This is a genomic window from Streptomyces sp. NPDC006711 (assembly GCF_042869775.1).
GTDB lineage: Bacteria > Actinomycetota > Actinomycetes > Streptomycetales > Streptomycetaceae > Streptomyces.
The window spans coordinates 1-16,581 of record NZ_JBIAGO010000024.1 but is presented as its reverse complement, the minus strand read 5'-3'; the positions used below and the strand labels follow the sequence as shown (position 1 = coordinate 16,581).

Sequence of the window (16,581 nt, the reverse complement as noted above, 5' to 3'; positions counted from 1 at the left end):
GGCCCTCGCCCCGCCCTGCCCGGCCCGTCAGCTGCCGCCCTCCACCAGTCCCGTCTGCACCAGCGGCTTGCCCCGCCTGCGGGAGACGAACGTGCCGCGCCCCACGGGCATCGGGCGGGGGCGCACCCCCGCGAGGATGTCGCCCTCACCGGGGTCGCCGGCCAGGACCACGCCCTGGGCGCCCAGCTCCTTCATGCGCTGGACGAACGGCTCGTACGCGGCACGGGCCGCGCCCGCCGACGAGCGGGCGATGATGAAGCGGACGCCCACGTCGCGCGCGAAGGGCAGCAGTTCGGTGAGTTTGCCCAGCGGGTTGCCGCTCGACGTCGACACCAGGTCGTAGTCGTCGATCACCACATACACCGCGGGGCCGCGCCACCAGCTGCGCTCCCGCAGCTGGCGCGCGGTCACGTCCGCGCTGGGCGCCCGGCGCCGCATCAGATCGGCCAGGGCGTCCATGTGGTGGTCCATGGCGTTGGACATGGGGATGTATTCGGCCAAGTGCGAGGCCGGGACCGCGTCGAGCAGGGTGCGGCGGTTGTCCACCACGAACAGCTTGCACGCGTCGCCCTCGTAGCGCTGGGTGAGCCGGTTGATCAGGAGGCGCAGCAGGTTCGTCTTGCCGGACTCGCCCTCGCCGAAGATGAGGAAGAACGGGTCCTGCTCGAAGTCGACGAACACCGGCTCCAGGTTGTTCTCGTCCAGCGCGAAGGCGATGCCCCGCTCGGGGAAGGCGTGGCCGGGCGGGAGCTGGGCGGCGGGCAGTTCGCGGGGCAGGAGGCGGACGGCGGGCGCGCCGGGCGCCGACCAGTGCCGGTTGACCTCGGTGGCCAGGGCGGCCGTCGCCTCGGCGAGGTCGGTGTCGGACTGGAGGCCGTCGATGCGCGGCACGGCCGCCATGAAGTGCGTCTTGTGCGGGGACTGGCCGCGCCCGGGCACGCCCACGGGTACGTTCGCGGCGACCTTGCGGTCGAACTCGGAGTCCATGGTGTCGCCGAGCCGCAGTTCGAGGCGGTTCATCAGGTGGTCCTTGAGGTTGGCCCTGACCTCCATGGAGCGCGAAGCGGTCACCACCAGGTGGATCCCGTAGCCGAGCCCCCGGGCGGCGATGTCCAGGACGACCTGCTCAAGGCCCTCGTACTCGGTACGGAAGTTGCCCCAGCCGTCGACCACGAGGAACACATCGCCCCAGGGCTGGTCGGCGACGGTGATGGTGCCGCGCGCCCGGCGCGCCCGGAAGTCGGCGATCGAGGCGATGCCCGCCGAGCGGAAGTACTCCTCGCGGCGGGTCAGCACGCCGTACACCTCGGCCACCGTGCGCCGCACCCGCTCGGGGTCAAGACGCGAGGCGACCCCGCCGACGTGCGGCAGATCCGCGACCGCCGCCATGCCGCCGCCGCCGAAGTCGAGGCCGTAGAACTGCACCTCCGACGCGGTGTGGGTGAGCGCGAACGACGCGATGAGGGTCCGCACCAGCGTGGACTTGCCCGACTGGGGGCCGCCCACGATCTGAAGATGGCCGCCCGCGCCCGAGAAGTCGCACCACAGCGGGTCGCGGCGCTGCTCGTAGGGCTTGTCCACCAGACCCAGCGGCACCACCAGGCGCCCCGCGCCCTCGTAGCCGGGCTGGGTCAGTCCGCGCCCGGGCACCGGAGCGAGGCCGGGCAGCAGCGAGTCGAGCGCCGGCGGGCTCTCCAGCGGCGGCAGCCACACCTGGTGGGCGGCCGGGCCGCGCGCTTCGAGGCGGCGTACGACGACGTCGAGCACGGTGTCGGCGAGCGCGTCGTCGGTCCTCGGCCCGCTTTCGCCGCGCGGCGCGGGCACCTCGGGACTCGCGTACGTCACCGGCACCGGGGCCGCGGTGAAGAGCACCGGGCGCCGCTCCACCGGCACCGTACCGCCGAGCGCCGCGGACCGCTCGGCGCCCGTGCGGTAGGCGCCCGAGACGTACGCCGCCTTGAAACGGGTCATCTCATCGGTGCCGAACTTCAGATAGCCCGAACCCGGCACGCTCGGCAGGTGGTAGGCGTCCGGGACGCCGAGCGCCGCGCGTGACTCGGCGGCCGAGAACGTCCGCAGACCGATCCGGTAGGACAGATACGTCTCAAGGCCCCGCAGCCGGCCCTCCTCCAGGCGCTGTGAGGCGAGCAGCAGATGCACCCCGAGCGAGCGGCCGATGCGGCCGATCTGCACGAACATCTCGATGAAGTCCGGTTTGGCGGTGAGCAGTTCGCTGAACTCGTCGATGACAAGGACGAGCGAGGGCACGGGCTGGAGGGCCGCGCCCGCGAGCCGGGCCCGCTCGTAGTCATGGATGTTGGCGTAGTTGCCGGCGTCGCGCAGCATCTCCTGGCGGCGGTTGAGCTCGCCGCGGATGGAGTCGCCCATGCGGTCGACGAGGGTGAGATCGTCGGCGAGGTTGGTGATGACGGCCGCGACGTGCGGCATCTGCGCCATACCGGCGAAGGTGGCGCCGCCCTTGAAGTCGGCCAGGACGAAGTTCAAGGTCTCCGACGAGTGGGTCACCGCCAGACCGAGCACCAGCGTGCGCAGCAGCTCCGACTTGCCGGAACCAGTCGCGCCCACGCACAGACCGTGCGGGCCCATGCCGTCCTGCGCGGCCTCCTTCAGGTCGAGCATGACGGGACGCCCGTCCTCGCCCACACCGATGGGGACCCGCAGCCGCTCGGACGCCGAACGCGGCCGCCACGTGCGGGCGGTGTCCACCGACGCCGCGTCGCCCAGGCCCAGCAGCTCGGTGAACTCCAAGTTGGCCAGCAGCGGTTCGTCGTCGTCGCCCCCGGTGGCCATGCGCAGCGGTGCCAGCTGGCGGGCCAGCGCGTCGGCGGACTCCTGCGACAGCAGATCGGGCGTGCCCTCGTAGACCAGGCCGTGGCCCGACTCCAGGCGCAGCGTGCGGGGGGTCACGACGATGGCGAGGTCGCCGCGCGCGCCGGCCGGTTCACCGGGGACGACCTCGATGACGGTGACGCCCTGGAGGCCTTCGGCGGAGGCCAGCGCCGACATCGGGGGCGGCGAGACCCCGTCGAGCACGACGACGATGTGCGGCTCGTCGGGCAGCGGCGCGCCCTCGGGGTGGAAGCGGGGGCGGCCGGTGAGGCGCGGCGCGAGCAGTTCCTCGAGTTCGGCCGCGCTGCGGCTGATCAGGCGCCTGCTGCCGGCGCCGTCGGTGAGATGCGGCGCCTGGGTGTGCGGCAGCCACTTGGTCCACTCCCAGTGCGCGGCGCCCGACGAGGACGAGGCGAGGGCGATCACCAGGTCCTCGGGGGAGTGCAGAGCGGCGAGCGAGGCGGTCAGTGCCCGGGCCGAGGCACGCACCGCCCGCGCCTCCCCGCCGATCGTCACGTGGAAGAAGGCGCGCAGCGAGACCGCCATCGGCAGGTCCTCCACCGTCTGGTGGGTGGCCAGAAACCGCTGCATGGCGCCCGCCGTCAGCGGCTCCAGCTGATCGACCGGCGCGGTCGCCGGCGGCACGAGCGCGGTGGCGAGCGTCTGCGGACCGAGCCCGACGCGCACCTGCCCGAAGTCGTCGTCGCCCGCGCGGCGCTCCCACACCCGGCTGCCCTCGGCGACCAGCGCCCACAGCTGCTCGGGGGAGGGGTGCAGGTAGTACTGCGCGTCGCGCTGCCTGCGCGCGGTGCGCGCCGCCGCCCGCCGCGTCTGGCCGAGATGGCGCAGATAGTCACGGCGCAGATCCGCCAACTGCCCCTGGGAACCCTTGCGGTAACGAATGATCATCGCCACCGACATCGCCAGCGTCGAGGCGATCATCACCACGCCCATGATCTTCATGAACGGCTGGGTGTTCGGCATGAAGAAGAACACGACCGAGCCGCCCATGCCCAGCATGGGCAGCAACTGCATCAGCGCGCCCTCCTGCTGTCCCCGCGGCAGCTCCGGCGGAGGCTGGAGAACGACGTCCTCCGTCGAGACCTCGGCGGGCAGCGCGCGCGGCGGCCGCTTGACGATGATGTGGCTCACAGAACACCAATTCCCCTGGCGGCCGGAGGAGTTCGCCCGCCGCCCCGTGTCCGACGAACGCCGACCGCCCAGCGATCCTACTGACACGCGCGGTGACCGGACGGCGATAGGGTGCCTGTCGGGGGACACATCCGCGCCCGACAAGCAATCGGCGCCGCCGGGCACTTGACGCCCAAGCCGGGCGCGCCCGGCGGAGCGCGGCGCACAGGGACGCGCACACGCCGCACGACACAGCAGGGGGAGCCGAGGGTGAGCACGACGACCACCGCGACCACGGCCGCCGGGTCCGACCGGCCGGCCCAGGCCACCGGGGGAGGGCTCGGCTTCTGCCGCGTGACGATCGTCGCGCCGGACGGCCGCGTCGACGTGGCCCTGCCCGACGACATCCCGGTCGCCGACATCTACCCCGAGATCCTGCGGCTCGCCCGCCAGAGCCCCGCCGAGGGCGCCCCCGTGGGCTACTTCCTGGTGCGCCGCGACGGCACCGTCCTCGACAGCGCCCGCTCCTTCGCCGCCCAGTCGATCCTCGACGGCGAACTGCTCACCCTGCGCCCGTTCTCCGCGTCCCTGCCCCCCGCCGTCTTCGACGACGTGGCCGAGGCCGTCGCCCACGCCGTCACCCAGGACCGCACGCTGTGGAGCGGCGAGCTGACCCGCGCCGCCGGCCTCATCGGCGGCGGCGTCCTGCCCGCGCTGCTCGCGTTCGCCGCCTGGACCGGCGAGCCCCGGCACGACATGCACGGCCTGGCCGGCATCCTCGCGGCCGTCGCCGGCGTGCTCTGGCTCACCCTCGCCGTCGTACGCGCCCGGATCTACGACGACCAGCTCTCCGCCGTCGCCCTCGGCCTGGGCGCGCTGCCCAACATCGCGGTGGCCGGCTCGGGGCTCCTGCCGCTCGACGGCCACCACGGCATCGGCCGGCTCCAGACGCTGCTCGCCTGCGTGGCCGTCCTCATCGCCTCCCTCGTGCTCACCCTGCTCTCACCCCGCGGCGACGGGCCCTTCGTAGCGTTCGTGCTGGCCTCCGCCGTGGGCGCGCTCGTCGTGTTCGCCGCGATCCTCACCGGCATGACACCCACCGAGACCGCGGCGGTGTGCGCCCCGCTCGCCGTCGGCGCCCTCGCCTTCCTGCCGGGCCTCTCCGTCCGCTTCGCCCGGCTGCCCGTCGGCTTCGACGCGCCCCACGGCTCGCGCCGCGACCCCGACGAGAGCGCCCCGCGAGCCGTGGACGCCGAGCGCGTCGCGGCCCAGGCCAGGCGCGGCCACGAACTCCTCGTCGGCCTGGTCGGTGGCTGCGCCGTCCTCGCCGTCACCAGCGCCGCCGTCCTCGGCTTCGCCGACAACACCTGGGGCCGGCTGCTCGCGCTGGCCACCGGCGTCGCCCTGCTGATGCGCGCCCACCTCTTCCGCTACACCGCGCAGGTCGCCGCCACCCTGGCCGCCGGACTCGGCGCGCTGGTCCTGCTCGGCCTCGGCGTGTGCGTCCATGGCCCGCACGATCTGATGCGGGACGCGCTCAAGGGGCAGAGCGCCGGCCTCGACCTGCACACTCTGTGGCTGGTCGCCGCGATCGCGGCCGCCGCCGCGCTGGTCACCGCGATCGCGCTGATCGTGCCGGACCGGGGCGTCTCCCCCTTCTGGGGCCGCTTCCTGGAGATCGCCGAGGGGGCGGTCCTGCTGACCCTGCTGCCGCTGACGCTGGCCGTCTTCGACGTCTACGCCCGGGCCCGCGCCCTCACCGGCTGACCCGCCGCCCCTCCACCGCCGGTCGGCTGCCACCGGGGGTACTGGTACGCTGTGTGACGGCCGTTTGTGTACGCGTTTCCGGAGCATCTGGAAGCTGCGCTCATCGGACCCTCGCTCGCGAGTCACGGAAGATCCCCAGAGATCAAGACCTGGGGCACTCGTGGGCGCATCGAACCATACTGAGGAGTAAGCGTGCCGCTCGACGCCGCTACGAAGAAGCAGATCATGTCCGAGTTCGGCCAGAAGGAGGGCGACACCGGCTCCCCCGAGGTCCAGGTCGCCATGCTCTCGCGCCGCATCTCCGACCTGACGGAGCACCTCAAGACGCACAAGCACGACCACCACTCCCGTCGTGGCCTGCTGATCCTCGTCGGCCAGCGCCGCCGCCTTCTGCAGTACCTGGCCAAGAAGGACATCCAGCGCTTCCGCGCCCTCGTCGACCGCCTGGGCATCCGCCGCGGCGCGGCCGGCGGCGCCAAGTAAGCATGCGGTCGAGGGAGCGGTTCCCACCTATCAGGGGGCCGCTCCCTTTGCTGTACATGCGCGACGTACCGAACGCTCAGTAGTCTGGTACGGACAACAGAACACGCAGCACCGAAGACGCGACACCCCGACGCGCGCGCAGGAGCCTCCTCCGCCGCCGGTCCTCGGTAGTGGCCCCCGGACCGCAAGGCACCCCGGGCGCTTCGATCGAAGACCGGCCCGCCCCCAGGAGCGCTTCTCCGCCGTCATCCACCGTCCCCGAGCCACACGGGCCAGGGGACGAAAAGACGACAATGCAGCCAAGCAAATGGAGAAGACACTAGTGGAGAACGAGACCCACTACGCCGAGGCCGTCATCGACAACGGCACTTTCGGCACCCGCACCATCCGCTTCGAGACGGGCCGCCTGGCCAAGCAGGCCGCCGGCTCCGCCGTCGCGTACCTGGACGACGACACGATGGTCCTCTCGGCCACCACCGCGTCCAAGAAGCCCAAGGACCAGCTCGACTTCTTCCCCCTGACGGTGGACGTCGAGGAGCGCCAGTACGCGGCCGGCAAGATCCCCGGCTCGTTCTTCCGCCGCGAGGGCCGGCCCTCCGAGGACGCGATCCTCACCTGCCGCCTGATCGACCGCCCGCTGCGCCCGTCCTTCAAGAAGGGCCTGCGCAACGAGATCCAGGTCGTCGCCACGATCATGGCGCTCAACCCCGACCACCTGTACGACGTCGTCGCGATCAACGCCGCGTCCGCGTCCACCCAGCTGGCCGGCCTGCCCTTCTCCGGCCCGATCGGCGGCGTCCGCGTCGCGCTGATCAACGGCCAGTGGGTCGCCTTCCCGACGCACACCGAGCTCGAGGACGCCGTCTTCGACATGGTCGTCGCCGGCCGCGCCCTCGAGGACGGCGACGTCGCGATCATGATGGTCGAGGCCGAGGCCACCGAGAAGACGATCCAGCTCGTCAAGGGCGGCGCCGAGGCGCCGACCGAGGAGGTCGTCGCCGCCGGTCTGGACGCCGCGAAGCCCTTCATCAAGGTCCTCTGCAAGGCCCAGGCCGACCTCGCCGCCAAGGCCGCGAAGCCGACCGGCGAGTTCCCCGTCTTCCTCGACTACCAGGACGACGTCCTGGAGGCGCTGACCGCCGCGGTCAAGGGCGAGCTCGCCCAGGCGCTGACCATCGCGGGCAAGCAGGACCGCGAGGCCGAGCTTGACCGCGTCAAGGAGATCGCCGCCGACAAGCTGCTCCCGCAGTTCGAAGGCCGCGAGAAGGAGATCTCCGCCGCGTACCGCGCGCTGACCAAGAAGCTGGTCCGCGAGCGCGTCATCAAGGACAAGGTCCGCATCGACGGCCGCGGCATCACGGACATCCGTACGCTGGCCGCCGAGGTCGAGGCCATCCCGCGCGTGCACGGCTCGGCGCTCTTCGAGCGTGGCGAGACCCAGATCCTGGGCGTCACCACCCTCAACATGCTCCGTATGGAGCAGCAGCTGGACACCCTCTCCCCGGTGACCCGCAAGCGCTACATGCACAACTACAACTTCCCGCCGTACTCCGTCGGTGAGACCGGCCGCGTGGGCTCGCCCAAGCGCCGCGAGATCGGCCACGGCGCGCTCGCCGAGCGCGCCCTCGTGCCGGTGCTTCCGACGCGCGAGGAGTTCCCCTACGCGATCCGTCAGGTGTCCGAGGCCCTCGGCTCCAACGGCTCGACGTCCATGGGCTCGGTCTGCGCCTCCACCATGTCGCTCCTGAACGCCGGTGTGCCGCTCAAGGCCCCCGTCGCCGGTATCGCCATGGGCCTCATCTCCCAGGAGATCGACGGCAAGACGCACTACGTCGCCCTCACCGACATCCTCGGTGCCGAGGACGCGTTCGGCGACATGGACTTCAAGGTCGCCGGTACGAAGGAGTTCGTCACCGCGCTCCAGCTCGACACCAAGCTCGACGGCATCCCGGCCTCCGTCCTGGCCGCCGCCCTCAAGCAGGCCCGTGACGCCCGCCTCCACATCCTCGACGTGATGATGGAAGCGATCGACACGCCGGACGAGATGTCCCCCAACGCCCCGCGGATCATCACCGTCAAGATCCCCGTGGACAAGATCGGTGAGGTCATCGGCCCCAAGGGCAAGATGATCAACCAGATCCAGGAGGACACCGGCGCCGAGATCACGATCGAGGACGACGGCACCATCTACATCGGTGCCCAGATCGGCTCGCAGGCCGAGGCCGCCCGCGCCACGATCAACTCGATCGCCAACCCGACGATGCCCGAGGTCGGCGAGCGCTACCTGGGTACGGTCGTCAAGACCACCACCTTCGGCGCGTTCGTGTCCCTGATGCCCGGCAAGGACGGTCTGCTGCACATCTCGCAGATCCGCAAGCTCGCCGGCGGCAAGCGCGTCGAGAACGTCGAGGACGTGCTCGGCGTGGGCGCCAAGGTCCAGGTCGAGATCGCCGAGATCGACTCCCGCGGCAAGCTCTCCCTGGTCCCCGTGATCGAGGGCGAGACGGCCGACGATGCCGAGAAGGACGATGCGGCCAAGTGACGTCCCGTAGTTCCCGGGCGACGGCCCGCACCACTTCGGAGGGGCGGGCCGTCGCCCGTACCCAAACGCTCCTGAAGGGTCAGAACGGCATCGGCACCGTCCGCCGCACGACCCTCCCCGGCGGCCTGCGGGTCGTCACCGAAACCCTTCCCTCCGTACGGTCGGCGACCTTCGGCATCTGGGTCCAGGTGGGTTCGCGCGACGAGACACCGACGCTGAACGGCGCCACGCACTACCTGGAGCACCTGCTCTTCAAGGGCACCCGCAAGCGCAGTGCGCTGGACATCTCCTCCGCCCTGGACGCGGTCGGCGGCGAGATGAACGCCTTCACGGCGAAGGAGTACACCTGCTACTACGCGCGGGTGCTCGACACCGATCTGCCGCTGGCGATCGACGTGGTGTGCGACATGCTCACCGACTCGCTGATCCTCGCCGAGGACATCGACGCCGAACGCGGCGTGATCCTCGAAGAGATCGCGATGACCGAGGACGACCCGGGCGACTGCGTGCACGACCTGTTCGCGCACACCATGCTCGGCGACACCCCCCTCGGCCGCCCGGTCCTGGGCACCGTGGACACGATCAACGCGCTCACCCAGGCGCAGATCTCGCGCTTCTACAAGAAGCACTACGACCCGCGCCACCTGGTCGTGGCGGCCGCCGGAAACGTCGACCACGCCACCGTCGTACGCCAGGTCCGCAAGGCCTTCGAGAAGGCCGGGGCGCTGTCCCGTACCGACGCGGTGCCCCTGGCTCCGCGCAGCGGCTCGCGCACCCTGAAGGCCACGGGCCGCGTGGAGCTCCTGAACCGCCGCACCGAACAGGCCCATGTGGTCCTCGGCATGCCGGGCCTCGCCCGCACCGACGAGCGCCGCTGGGCGCTCGGCGTCCTGAACACCGCGCTGGGCGGCGGCATGTCGTCCCGCCTGTTCCAGGAGGTCCGCGAGAAGCGCGGCCTTGCCTACAGCGTGTACTCCTACACCTCGGGCTTCGCCGACTGCGGTCTGTTCGGGGTGTACGCGGGCTGCCGCCCGAGCCAGGTCCACGACGTCCTGAAGATCTGCCGCGATGAACTGGACCGGGTCGCCCACGAAGGGCTCTCGGACGACGAGATCGGCCGCGCGGTCGGCCAGCTCTCCGGCTCCACTGTCCTCGGCCTCGAGGACACCGGCGCGCTGATGAACCGCATCGGCAAGAGCGAGCTGTGCTGGGGCTCGCAGATGTCGGTCGACGACATGCTGGCCCGGATAGCCGAAGTCACCCCGGACGAGGTCCGCGAGGTGGCCCGTGATGTCCTGGGGCAGCGTCCCTCGCTGTCCGTCATCGGCCCGCTGAAGGACAAGCAGGCCGACCGCCTCCACGAAGCGGTCGCGTAACCCTTAAGGAAGCAAGCGAATGAGCAAGCTGCGCGTGGCGGTCCTCGGTGCCAAGGGCCGGATCGGTTCCGAGGCCGTACGAGCCGTCGAGGCCGCCGACGACATGGAACTGGTCGCGGCGCTTGGCCGGGGCGACAGCCTGGACACGCTCGCCGAGAGCGGCGCCCAGGTCGCCGTCGAGCTGACCACGCCCGACTCGGTGATGGAAAACCTCGAGTTCTGTGTACGCCACGAGATCCACGCGGTGGTCGGCACCACGGGCTGGACCGCGGACCGCCTCGCTCAGCTGAACACCTGGCTCGCCGCCGCCCCGGCGACCGGTGTGCTCATCGCGCCGAACTTCTCCATCGGCGCGGTCTTGACCATGAAGTTCGCCCAGCTCGCGGCCCCGTACTTCGAATCGGTCGAGGTCGTCGAACTGCACCACCCGAACAAGGTGGACGCCCCATCCGGCACCGCCACGCGCACCGCCCAGCTGATCGCGGCGGCCCGCGCCGAAGCGGGAGTCGGCCCCGCGCCGGACGCCACGGCCACGGCGCTCGCCGGGGCGCGCGGCGCCGACGTGGACGGCATCCCCGTGCACGCGGTGCGGCTACGCGGCCTCCTGGCCCACCAGGAAGTGCTGCTCGGCGCGGAGGGCGAGACCCTGACCGTGCGCCACGACTCCCTGCACCACAGCAGCTTCATGCCGGGCATCCTGCTCGGCGCCCGCCGCGTGGTGTCCACTCCCGGCCTCACCTTCGGCCTGGAACACTTCCTCGACCTCAACTGAGCGGCACCACCGGCCTCATGCGCGCGAAAATCACTTATCTCATCACGGCTGCCGTCCTGGTCTTCTACTTCGTCCTGGCCGGCAGCCGAGGCGTGTGGCTCCTCGAAGAGGGCACCTGGATCACCGTCCCCCTCGGCGTGGCCGTACTGATCCTGCCGCTTGTCGGCATCTGGTTCCTGTGGGCCAACACCCGCTTCGTGACCAGGGCCAACAAGCTGGCCGCCGAACTGGACGCCGAAGGCGGCCTGCCCGTCGACGAGTTGGTCCGCGGCCCGGGCGGCCGCGTCGACCGCGACTCCGCCGACGCCGTCTTCGCCCGGCGCAAGGCCGAGACCGAGGACGCGCCCGACGACTGGCGCTGCTGGTTCCGTCTGGCCGTCGCCTACCAGGACGCCCGCGACACCCCCCGGGCCCGCAAGGCCATGCAGCGGGCGATCGCGCTGCACGACAACAAGTCGGTCCAGGTCTGACACGTCCCGGCGAAAACCGGGACGGCGGCCGGGACGGCGGAGCGGGGTGCGGCAGGGCAGAGCGGCCCAGGGCGGGACAGGAGCGGGACGGGCCAGGGGCGGGACGGGCCAGGCCGGCGCCCGTCAGCCGAGGCGGTACTCGTCGCCCCACGCCTCCACCAGGTCCGCCGCCCGGTCGAACGCCTCGCCGCGCCCCAGGAAGTCCGCGTTGCGGTCGGTGAGCAGGGGCGCGAGCGGCCCGCCCTGCGTCCGCTCGGCGATCAGGGCCTGACCCTGCACGGTCCGCGGCAGCCCGAGCCAGCGCACGGGCTGCTGCACGGTGTGCACGCCACGGATCCGGGGCCAGGCCACCGTGGTGGTGGAGAAGAACGCCACCCGGCGCAGCCCGGCCCGGCTGACCCAGACACCGACGCGCAGCAGCCGCAGCGCCGAGGCGATCACGAGCACGGCGACGCCCAGGACGGCCAGCGCACCCGTCGGCTCGCCGGCGGCCGCGATGATCACGGCGGCGAGCAGCACGAACGACGCGAGCAGCAGCAGCATGGCCCCGGCCGCGACCCGCCACGGGCCCGGCCGGTAGGGCCGGCGCCAGCGATCGTGGTCGTCGAAGGGCAGCGCCGCCTCGTCGTAGTACTCACCGGGTGCGTCAACTGCGCGGTCGGCCGTCAGGAAGGGCAGGGGCACGACTGATCCTCACTCACAAGCACGCTCGATTGGGCTGTGCGGGGTGAGGCTACCCAGGAGGCCACCGTGCGGCCACCTCCGGGGGTCCGGGCGCGCGTCGGCGCGTCCGGGGCCGGTCAGCGGCGGTCAGCGCCCGTTGGAGGCCTCGGACTGCTGACTGTGCGCGGGCGACTGCGGGCTCTCCATCGCGGGCAGCCCGAACAGCAGCGCGCCGGTGAGCCCGGCTATGACGGTGAGCCCGACCAGCGTCCTGCCGATGACCTGACCTGCGCTGGCGCGCTGGCGCGGCGGGGGCTCGACATTGCTGCGGTAGCGGTCGGCCTCGGCGACGAAGGCGAATGGAACGGGCTCACGCCGGCGGAACATGGGGCACATCTCCTCGATGACTCGTGGGGCGGTCGAACGTGTTGCTGCTCACTGGTACTGACGCACGACAGCGTCGATTGGTGCCCGAATTCCCCGAATTGGCCGAAGAATGTACTGACGATCCGTCAGAGGCGGAGTTGTCGGTGCGGCCCCGTAGAGTGGGCGCCGCCCGAGCGACGCAATTGGAAGGACCCGCCGGTGACCGACACCCCCGCCCCTGACCTCAAGCCCAGCTTCCGCAGTGACGTCACCGTGGACCTGGTGAAGCACGCGGCGTCCGACTCGGACGTGCTGTGGGCGGCCCGGGTCTCGACGGCCGGCGAGCAGTCCCTCGAAGAGCTCCAGAAGGACCCCGAGCGCTCCAAGGGCCTGATCAACTTCCTGATGCGGGACCGGCACGGCAGCCCCTTCGAGCACAACTCGATGACGTTCTTCATCAGCGCCCCGATCTTCGTCTTCCGCGAGTTCATGCGGCACCGCGTGGGCTGGTCCTACAACGAGGAATCGGGCCGCTACAGGGAGCTCCAGCCCGTCTTCTACGTCCCGGGCGACGACCGCAAGCTGGTCCAGCGGGGCCGCCCCGGCAAGTACGAGTTCGTCGAGGGCTCGGCCGAGCAGCAGGAGCTGACGGCCCGCGTCATGGAGGACTCCTACCGCCGCTCCTACGAGGCGTACCAGGAGATGCTGGCGGCGGGAGTGGCCCGCGAAGTCGCCCGCGCCACGCTCCCGGTCGGCCTCTTCTCGTCCATGTACGCGACGTGCAACGCCCGTTCGCTGATGCACTTCCTCGGCCTGCGCACCCAGCACGAGCTGGCGAAGGTGCCGTCCTTCCCGCAGCGGGAGATCGAGATGGTCGGCGAGCAGATGGAGCGCGAGTGGGCCCGGCTGATGCCGCTGACCCACGCGGCCTTCAACACCAACGGACGGGTGGCCCCGTAGCGGCCCTTGCGGCAACGAGGGAACCCATACCGGCACAGATGTGCGGATACGCCGCGCAAAGTGTCCGTATTGCGGCGTTTCGTGAAGTTCATCTAGGCTGATCAAACGGACCCGGCACTGCTTGAACCCCCGAGCAGGCAGTGCCGGGCTCCCTTAGCCACCCGCCCCCGAGGGGGGACCCGGCGCTGAGCAGCGAGTAGCGTGTTACCCATGGCTCCGATCTCCACTCCGCAGACCCCCTTCGGGCGGGTCCTCACCGCCATGATCACGCCCTTCACGGCGGACGGCGCACTCGACCTCGACGGCGCCCAGCGACTGGCGGCCCACCTGGTCGACGCAGGCAACGACGGACTCATCGTCAACGGCACCACCGGCGAGTCCCCGACCACCAGCGACGCGGAGAAAGACCAGCTCGTACGGGCCGTACTGGAGGCCGTCGGAGACCGGGCCCACGTCGTGGCCGGAATCGGCACCAACGACACCCGCCACACCCTCGAACTCGCCCGAACGGCCGAGCGCTCCGGCGCCCACGGCCTGCTCGCGGTGACGCCGTACTACAACAAGCCCTCGCAAGAAGGCCTGCTCCGGCACTTCTCGGCCATCGCCGACGCCACCGAGCTCCCGGTGATGCTGTACGACATCCCCGGCCGCAGCGGCGTCCCCATCGACACCGAGACCCTGGTCCGGCTCGCCGAGCACCCCAGGATCGTCGCCAACAAGGACGCCAAGGGCGACCTCGGCCGCGCCGGCTGGGCCATCGCCCGCTCCGGCCTCGCCTGGTACTCCGGCGACGACATGCTCAACCTGCCGCTCCTCTCCGTCGGCGCCTGCGGCTTCGTCTCCGTCGTCGGCCACCTGGTCACCCCCGAGCTGCGCGCGCTCCTCGAGGCATACCTGGCCGGCGAGGTCACCAAGGCCACCGAGATCCACCAGCGACTGCTCCCCGTCTACACGGGCATGTTCCGTACCCAGGGAGTCATGACCACCAAGGCGGCCCTGGCCCTCAAGGGCCTGCCCGCCGGGCCGCTCCGGCTGCCCATGGTCGAACTCACACCGGAAGAAACCAGCCAGCTGGCGCTCGATCTGGCAGCCGGTGGGGTACAGCTCTAACCACAGACTTCACAACTGAATACGCGCCGGACAAACGCGCGAACCCCTACACAACAGCAAGTGCACGAATGACATACGCGCCACGTGCCCTACAGGTACGTGGCGCGTGTGGTGAGGAGAGTCTTTTGAGTCATCCGCATCCCGAACTCGGCACCCCGCCGAAGCTTCCCAAGAACGGCCTGCGCGTCACACCGCTCGGCGGTCTCGGCGAAATCGGCCGGAACATGACCGTCTTCGAGTTCAACGGCCGCCTGCTCATCGTCGACTGCGGCGTCCTCTTCCCCGAGGAGGAGCAGCCCGGCGTCGACCTGATCCTGCCGGACTTCAGCTCGATCAGGGACCGCCTCGACGACATCGAGGGCATCGTCCTGACGCACGGCCACGAAGACCACATCGGCGGCGTCCCCTACCTGCTCCGCGAGAAGCCGGACATCCCGCTGATCGGCTCCAAGCTGACCCTCGCGCTGATCGAGGCCAAGCTCCAGGAGCACCGCATCCGCCCCTACACGCTGGAGGTCGCCGAGGGCGACCGCGAGCGCCTTGGCCCCTTCGACTGCGAGTTCATCGCGGTCAACCACTCCATCCCGGACGCCCTCGCGGTGGCCATCCGCACCCCCGCGGGCCTGGCCGTCGCCACCGGCGACTTCAAGATGGACCAGTTGCCCCTCGACGGCCGCCTCACCGACCTGCACGCCTTCGCGCGTCTCAGCGAGGAGGGCATCGACCTCCTCCTGTCGGACTCGACGAACGCCGAGGTCCCCGGCTTCGTGCCGCCGGAGCGGGACATCTCCAACGTCCTGCGCAACGTCTTCGCCAACGCCGACAAGCGCATCATCGTGGCCAGCTTCGCCAGCCACGTGCACCGCATCCAGCAGATCCTGGACGCCGCGCACGAGTACGGCCGCAGGGTCGCCTTCGTCGGCCGCTCGATGGTCCGCAACATGGGCATCGCGCGCGACCTCGGCTACCTGAAGGTCCCGGCCGGCCTCGTCGTGGACGTGAAGACGCTCGACGACCTGCCGGACGACGAGATCGTGCTGGTCTGCACCGGCTCGCAGGGCGAGCCCATGGCCGCGCTGTCCCGGATGGCCAACCGCGACCACCAGATCCGCATCGTCCAGGGCGACACCGTGATCCTGGCGTCGTCGCTGATCCCGGGCAACGAGAACGCGGTCTACCGCGTCATCAACGGCCTGACCCGCTGGGGCGCCAACGTCGTCCACAAGGGCAACGCCAAGGTGCACGTCTCGGGCCACGCATCGGCGGGCGAGCTGTTGTACTTCTACAACATCTGCAAGCCGAAGAACCTGATGCCGGTCCACGGCGAATGGCGCCACCTGCGGGCGAACGCGGAGCTCGGAGCCCTCACCGGCGTCCCGAAGAACCACATCGTCATCGCCGAGGACGGCGTCGTCGTCGACCTCGTCGACGGCAGCGCCAGGATCGTCGGCAAGGTGCAGGCGGGATACGTCTACGTCGACGGCCTCTCGGTCGGCGACGTGACGGAGTCCTCCCTGAAGGACCGCCGCATCCTCGGTGACGAGGGCATCATCTCGGTGTACGTGGTGGTGGACTCCACCAGCGGCAAGATCACCAGCGGTCCGCACATCCAGGCCCGCGGCTCCGGCATCGAGGACTCGGCCTTCGGACCCGCGGTCTCGAAGATCGAGGAAGCCCTGAACCGGTCCGCCCAGGACGGCGTCGTCGAGCCCCACCAGCTCCAGCAGCTGATCCGGCGCTCGGTCGGCAAGTGGGTCTCGGACACCTACCGCAGGCGTCCGATGATCCTTCCCGTCGTGGTCGAGGTCTGACGGCAGCGGCAGCACTCCGGAGCGGGGCTCCTCGATTTGCATCGAGGAGCCCCGCTCCAGTAGGTTTATGTCTCCGCTCGAGGGGAACCCGGTACGGCTACGCGCCGCACAGGGCACCCGGACGGGACGGAAATCCGGCCTCAGAATCTCTGATAAAGTCGGGCCCGCCGAAAGGGAAACGCGAAAGCGAAGAACTCGAAGCGAACCCCAATTCGACGGGGAATCGGACACGAAAGAGTCTGATAGAGTCGGAAACACGAAATACCGAAGGGAAGCGCCC

12 protein-coding genes are annotated in these 16,581 nt (G+C 70.8%); 9 read left to right on the top strand and 3 right to left on the bottom strand.

What is annotated here, in order from left to right; genetic code table 11:
• Nucleotides 1-27: 27 nt before the first annotated feature.
• Nucleotides 28-4,002 (bottom strand): type VII secretion protein EccCa, encoded by a 3,975-nt coding sequence (gene eccCa / locus ACFYM2_RS31470; RefSeq protein WP_388840937.1) that lies wholly within the window; start codon nt 4,000-4,002, stop codon nt 28-30.
• Nucleotides 4,003-4,251: 249 nt separating this feature from the next.
• On the opposite strand from eccCa, the gene eccD reads away from it, so the two are divergent.
• The 6 genes from eccD to ACFYM2_RS31440 all read left to right on the top strand — a co-directional run bounded on the left by eccD (nt 4,252) and on the right by ACFYM2_RS31440 (nt 11,391).
• The gene (gene eccD / locus ACFYM2_RS31465) at nt 4,252-5,748 is read left to right on the top strand and encodes a type VII secretion integral membrane protein EccD (protein WP_359000600.1); all 1,497 of its coding nucleotides are present in this window, start codon (nt 4,252-4,254) and stop codon (nt 5,746-5,748) included.
• Between the two features lie 192 nt (nt 5,749-5,940).
• Entirely contained in the window at nt 5,941-6,231 is a 291-nt protein-coding gene (gene rpsO, locus ACFYM2_RS31460; RefSeq protein WP_267056737.1) for a 30S ribosomal protein S15, read from the top strand.
• 322 nt (nt 6,232-6,553) lie between these two features.
• On the top strand, nt 6,554-8,773 hold the full coding sequence (locus tag ACFYM2_RS31455; protein ID WP_359000794.1) for a polyribonucleotide nucleotidyltransferase: 2,220 nt from the start codon (nt 6,554-6,556) through the stop codon (nt 8,771-8,773).
• Nucleotides 8,770-10,149 (top strand): M16 family metallopeptidase, encoded by a 1,380-nt coding sequence (locus tag ACFYM2_RS31450; protein WP_388840934.1) that lies wholly within the window; start codon nt 8,770-8,772, stop codon nt 10,147-10,149. The genes ACFYM2_RS31455 and ACFYM2_RS31450 overlap by 4 nt, the downstream gene beginning before the upstream one ends.
• 19 nt (nt 10,150-10,168) lie before the next feature.
• The gene (dapB, locus tag ACFYM2_RS31445; RefSeq protein WP_388840932.1) at nt 10,169-10,921 is read left to right on the top strand and encodes a 4-hydroxy-tetrahydrodipicolinate reductase; all 753 of its coding nucleotides are present in this window, start codon (nt 10,169-10,171) and stop codon (nt 10,919-10,921) included.
• A gap of 17 nt (nt 10,922-10,938) precedes the next feature.
• Nucleotides 10,939-11,391: a hypothetical protein gene (locus ACFYM2_RS31440; protein WP_359000590.1), complete on the top strand. Its 453-nt coding sequence runs from the start codon at nt 10,939-10,941 to the stop codon at nt 11,389-11,391.
• Nucleotides 11,392-11,514: 123 nt separating this feature from the next.
• Here the strand turns inward: ACFYM2_RS31440 and ACFYM2_RS31435 are convergent, their stop codons facing one another.
• Nucleotides 11,515-12,075, bottom strand: coding sequence for a hypothetical protein (locus tag ACFYM2_RS31435; protein WP_350233009.1), 561 nt, complete (start codon nt 12,073-12,075; stop codon nt 11,515-11,517).
• A gap of 126 nt (nt 12,076-12,201) precedes the next feature.
• Nucleotides 12,202-12,441, bottom strand: a complete 240-nt coding sequence (locus tag ACFYM2_RS31430; RefSeq protein WP_350233010.1) for a hypothetical protein — start codon at nt 12,439-12,441, stop codon at nt 12,202-12,204.
• Nucleotides 12,442-12,639: 198 nt separating this feature from the next.
• Between ACFYM2_RS31430 and thyX the strand changes: the two genes are divergently transcribed.
• From thyX to ACFYM2_RS31415, 3 genes are all read left to right on the top strand, one after another.
• Nucleotides 12,640-13,380, top strand: coding sequence for an FAD-dependent thymidylate synthase (gene thyX, locus ACFYM2_RS31425; protein WP_359000587.1), 741 nt, complete (start codon nt 12,640-12,642; stop codon nt 13,378-13,380).
• Nucleotides 13,381-13,590: 210 nt separating this feature from the next.
• On the top strand, nt 13,591-14,490 hold the full coding sequence (gene dapA, locus ACFYM2_RS31420; RefSeq protein ID WP_359000585.1) for a 4-hydroxy-tetrahydrodipicolinate synthase: 900 nt from the start codon (nt 13,591-13,593) through the stop codon (nt 14,488-14,490).
• A gap of 125 nt (nt 14,491-14,615) precedes the next feature.
• Nucleotides 14,616-16,301 carry a ribonuclease J gene (locus ACFYM2_RS31415; RefSeq protein ID WP_359000582.1) on the top strand — a complete coding sequence of 562 codons (1,686 nt, stop codon included), beginning with the start codon at nt 14,616-14,618 and terminating at the stop codon, nt 16,299-16,301.
• The last annotated feature ends 280 nt before the right edge of the window (nt 16,302-16,581 follow it).

What these genes read in the sequence shown, in the direction of transcription:
- dapA (WP_359000585.1), top strand. Translation starts at nt 13,591, where the DNA reads ATGGCTCCGATCTCCACTCCGCAGACCCCCTTCGGGCGGGTCCTCACC.
- ACFYM2_RS31440 (WP_359000590.1), top strand. Translation starts at nt 10,939, where the DNA reads ATGCGCGCGAAAATCACTTATCTCATCACGGCTGCCGTCCTGGTCTTC.
- dapB (WP_388840932.1), top strand. Translation starts at nt 10,169, where the DNA reads ATGAGCAAGCTGCGCGTGGCGGTCCTCGGTGCCAAGGGCCGGATCGGT.
- ACFYM2_RS31430 (WP_350233010.1), bottom strand. Translation starts at nt 12,441, where the DNA reads ATGTTCCGCCGGCGTGAGCCCGTTCCATTCGCCTTCGTCGCCGAGGCC.